4 protein-coding genes are annotated in these 4470 nt (G+C 33.6%); 2 read left to right on the forward strand and 2 right to left on the reverse strand.

Features of this window, described 5'->3' with window-relative positions; translation table 11 throughout:
- Positions 1 to 332 precede the first annotated feature (332 nt).
- Both hcp and WY13_RS14125 read left to right on the forward strand, forming a co-directional pair.
- Entirely contained in the window at positions 333 to 2036 is a 1704-nt protein-coding gene (gene hcp, locus WY13_RS14120) for a hydroxylamine reductase (RefSeq protein ID WP_063556263.1), read from the forward strand.
- Positions 2037 to 2156: 120 nt separating this feature from the next.
- Positions 2157 to 2336 (forward strand): hypothetical protein, encoded by a 180-nt coding sequence (locus WY13_RS14125; RefSeq protein ID WP_063556264.1) that lies wholly within the window; start codon positions 2157 to 2159, stop codon positions 2334 to 2336.
- A gap of 84 nt (positions 2337 to 2420) precedes the next feature.
- Here the strand turns inward: WY13_RS14125 and WY13_RS14130 are convergent, their stop codons facing one another.
- Both WY13_RS14130 and citF read right to left on the reverse strand, forming a co-directional pair.
- The gene (locus WY13_RS14130; protein ID WP_063556265.1) at positions 2421 to 2846 is read right to left on the reverse strand and encodes a glycosyl hydrolase family 18 protein; all 426 of its coding nucleotides are present in this window, start codon (positions 2844 to 2846) and stop codon (positions 2421 to 2423) included.
- Positions 2847 to 3126: 280 nt separating this feature from the next.
- Positions 3127 to 4470, reverse strand: a 1344-nt coding sequence (gene citF / locus WY13_RS14135) for a citrate lyase subunit alpha (protein ID WP_063556266.1), incomplete at its 5' end; no start/stop codon positions are given.

Below are 4470 nucleotides of genomic sequence, written 5' to 3' on the forward strand. Positions count from 1 at the left end.
CCATTATAAAAATAAATACTGTTTTACAAAAAACATGATTCCATATCATTGGGATATGATTGTATTATCTTGCAATATATTTTTACAGTTATTAGGTTGTTTCACAAAAGTCGAGGTTGAACCAAAATAGATGGAAATTCTGAAAAGATATTTAATTTAAAAAAAGTTGCAGTTGATACAGGTATATCGATTAAAGGTTCGTGGGAAAATTGTTTTTTGTTTCGTAACAATTGTTACAGATTAAATTACAGTATTTTAGTAATATATAATCATAGCAAAGTAAGTAATAAATCTATAAATACAAATTTTAAGTTGAAAGGTGGAATCCTTAAATGTCAATGTTTTGTTATCAATGTCAAGAAACAGCTGGATGCAAGGGATGTACTAAGATAGGGGTTTGTGGTAAGAATGAAAATGTTGCAAAGGCTCAAGATTTATTAATATACGTAACTAAAGGATTAGCTATTGTAAGCAATGAAGGAAGAAAAGTTGGAGTTAAAGACAGTAATGTTGATAAAGTTATAGTAGAAAATTTATTTACAACGATTACAAATGCTAACTTTGACAGAGATTCTATTTTAGGCAGGGTAAAAGAAACTTTAAAAATAAGAGAAAAATTAAAAGCTAAAGTAATTAGCGCTGGTGGTAAAGTTGGGGAAGTAAAAATAACTGGTGGCTTTTTCAAGAAGATATTTGGAATGCAAACCACAGAGATGATTATGCCAGATGCAGCAGTTTGGACAGCTGATAATACTATAGAATTTGATGCAAAAGCTGAAAAAGTTGGAGTGCTTGCAACAGAAAATGAAGATATAAGAAGCTTAAGAGAGCTTATCACTTATGGATTAAAAGGATTGTCTGCTTATATGAAGCATGCAATGAATTTAAATTACAATAGTGAAGAAATTCATGCATTTATGGCAAAAGCATTGGCAGCTACAATAGATGGCAGCTTAACTGTTGATGATCTGGTAGCTTTAGCACTTGAAGCAGGTAAATTTGGTGTAGATGGCATGGCATTACTTGATAAAGCTAATACTGAAAGTTATGGACATCCTGAAATAACAACTGTTGATATTGGAGTTAGAAATAATCCAGGGATATTAATTTCAGGACATGACTTAAAAGATTTAGAAATGTTACTGGAACAAACAGAAGGAACTGGAGTAGATGTATATACTCATGGTGAAATGCTTGCCGGACAATACTATCCTAAATTTAAAAAGTATAAGCACTTTGCAGGAAATTATGGTAATGCATGGTGGAAGCAAAAAGAAGAATTTGAAAAATTTAATGGTCCAATCATTGTGACTACAAATTGTTTAGTTATACCAAAAGACACCTATAAGAATAGATTATTTACGACAGGTGCTACAGGAATGCCAGGATGTAACCATATAGAAGTTAGAGCTGATGGAACAAAAGATTTTTCTAAGGTTATAAAAATGGCTAAGAAATGCAGTGCACCTACAGAAATAGAAAACGGACAAATAGTTGGTGGATTTGCTCATAATCAAGTTTTAGCTTTAGCTGATAAGGTTGTAGAGGCTGTTAAATCAGGTGCTATAAAGAAATTCTTTGTAATGGCTGGATGTGATGGAAGATCAAAATCAAGAGATTATTATACAGAATTTGCTTCAAAGTTACCAAAAGATACAGTTATATTAACTGCAGGTTGTGCTAAATATAAATATAACAAATTGAATTTAGGTGATATTGGTGGAATTCCAAGAGTATTAGATGCAGGACAATGTAATGACTCATATTCATTAGTTGTTATAGCACTTAAACTTCAAGAAGTATTTGGATTGAAGAGTGTAAATGAGTTACCTATATCATATAATATAGCTTGGTATGAACAAAAAGCTGTAATAGTATTATTATCATTATTACACTTAGGTGTTAAGAACATTCACTTAGGACCAACGCTTCCTGCGTTCCTTTCAGCAAATGTTGCTAAGGTATTAGTGGATAACTTTGGAATAAGTGGAATAACTGATGTTGAAAATGATATTAAGAAGCTTATGGAAATTTAAGGTATATAAATCCATATAAGTAAAATAGTTCTATTTAAGATATGGTGGATAAGTTATCATAAAAACTGTTAGTCAGATATGTACATATCTGACTAATTCTAAATAGGTAGTGTATATTTAATGGGTTTCTTAACCGCATTTTCTGAAGATAAGGAACTGTTAAATGAACTTCAATTACCTGAAGGTTTTGTACCTGTTTCTGGTATTGAACTAGGTTATCCAGCAGAAACTTTAACTCAAGAAAAAGAATTAACGCAAACCATAAAAATATCCCGTAAGATTAGACACAACCTCTTTTAATGTGTCTATCCTACAGGGTACAGTTTGTCTTTGGAATTAAACTATGGAGAAAAAACTAATTTTGTAGTTATATTCTAAACCATATCACCTAGCTGGTATAACTTTTTCAATATTGAACATATTATCAAGTACCTGCCAATTTTCTGGGAACGGCTTTGCTAGAACCCAGTAGCTAACACCCCGAAGTCCATATTCACTTACAAGTTTATATTTGGCCTCTACACTTCTTCCATCTTCAAACCAAACTACATGCTGCCGTCTCTCTTCATCTATATAGTTATAATATGGTGATTGTGCTTTTTGATCATACCTTATGACAGCTCCATATCTTCTTGCTCTATCCACCGCTTCTCTATTTCCTACACTTTCTGCAAATTCTCCTCTTGGTGTGTATGGAAGTGCCCAATCGTACCCATAAAGTGGCATTCCCATCATTATCTTCTTAGGAGGTATTACAGTTACAGCATAGTTTATTACTTTTCTCACCTCATTAATTGGAGCGACGGCCATTGGTGGACCACCTGACCAGATTAATTAGCATCATCAACAAATGGCCTGGTTACTGAGTTTATGAATATAATAACATACCACAAAATAGAATATGAATAAGTAAAGTATATTTTGACCTCGACATTTACATCATATCTCTGACATACTCCATTCTAGGCAGACAAGTGAAATAACAAAAACTTGTGTACTTTGAAGTGAGCATTTTTATGTCAAAAAATAGAATTTAGCTTCAAGTATTTCATCAAGGATATTGCTTGCATTTTTCATAATTATTACCTCACTATTTTACTTCTTTTATGACATCGATAATAGTACCGTCTCTGTATTCAACTACACCAACAATCTTGTCACCATATTCAATAGCCTTAGGCTTTCCTGTAATTTCTTCTGCCTTTTCTCTTAACTCTTCTATAGTGCATACTGGCAGCTTTGCTTTCTTAAACTTTTCAAGTAAATCACTTCTAAGAGGATTTACTGCTATTCCCCTGTCTGTAACTATTACATCTACTGTTTCTCCTGGAGTTATTACAGTATTCACTTTCTTCACAACAGTAGGTATTCTACCTCTAATAAGTGGACAAACTATCATAGCAAGTTTTGCTCCTGCCGCAGTATCACAGTGTCCACCTGATGCTCCCCTAATTACTCCATCTGAACCTGTAATTACATTGACGTTAAAGTCTGTATCTACTTCCAATGCACTTAATATAACTATATCCAATTTATTAGAAATACATCCATTATTATGTGGGTTAGCATATAGGGATGAACTTATTTCATAATGATCTGGGTTTTCTCCTATGGATTTTGCTGCTATTAAGTCAAAGCTCTGTACATCACAGATTTTTGAGATAAGACCCTCTTTTTGCATTTCTACAAACTGCCCTGTAATTCCACCTAATGCAAAACTGGCCTTAATATTCTTTTCTATCATCTTTTCCTTTAAAAATCTTGCTACTGCAAGGGATGCTCCACCGGAACCACTCTGGATTGAAAATCCTGGCACAAAATATCCTGAAGCTTCAATTGCTTCTGCTGCATACTGTGCAATCAAAAGTTCTCTTGGGTTCTTTGTATATCTTGTTGCACCGGATGCTATTCCCTTAGGATCACCAATGGCATCTACCTTAACTACATAATCTACATTATTTTGTTCTATACTTGCAGGTACATTTGGATATGGTACCAAATTGTCTGTAATAAGTACTACTTTGTCTGCATACTGTGCATCTATTTTAGCATATCCTAGTGAACCACAAAAGGATTTTCCTGTATATCCATTGGCATTTCCATAGTCGTCACAGCTAGGTGCACCTAAAAATGCCACGTCTATTTTTAAATCTCCAGCTTCTATAGCTCTTGCTCTTCCACCATGGGAACGTATTATAATAGGTGTATCTAAAGTTCCATTTGATATAGCTTCTGCAAGTGGTCCTCTAACCCCACTAGTTATGATTTTAGTAACAACACCATTTTTTATGTGTTCAATTACTGGTCCATGGACACTGCTTAAAGAACTTGGTGCTAAAGTTAAGTTCTTTATTCCCATTTCAGCTATGACGTCCAGCACCATGTTTAATATGTAATCTCCTGCTCTAAAGTGGTGGTGAAATGATATTGTCAG

Origin of the sequence: Clostridium ljungdahlii, assembly GCF_001636845.1 — a bacterium.
Classification (GTDB): Bacteria; Bacillota; Clostridia; order Clostridiales; family Clostridiaceae; genus Clostridium_B; species Clostridium_B ljungdahlii_A.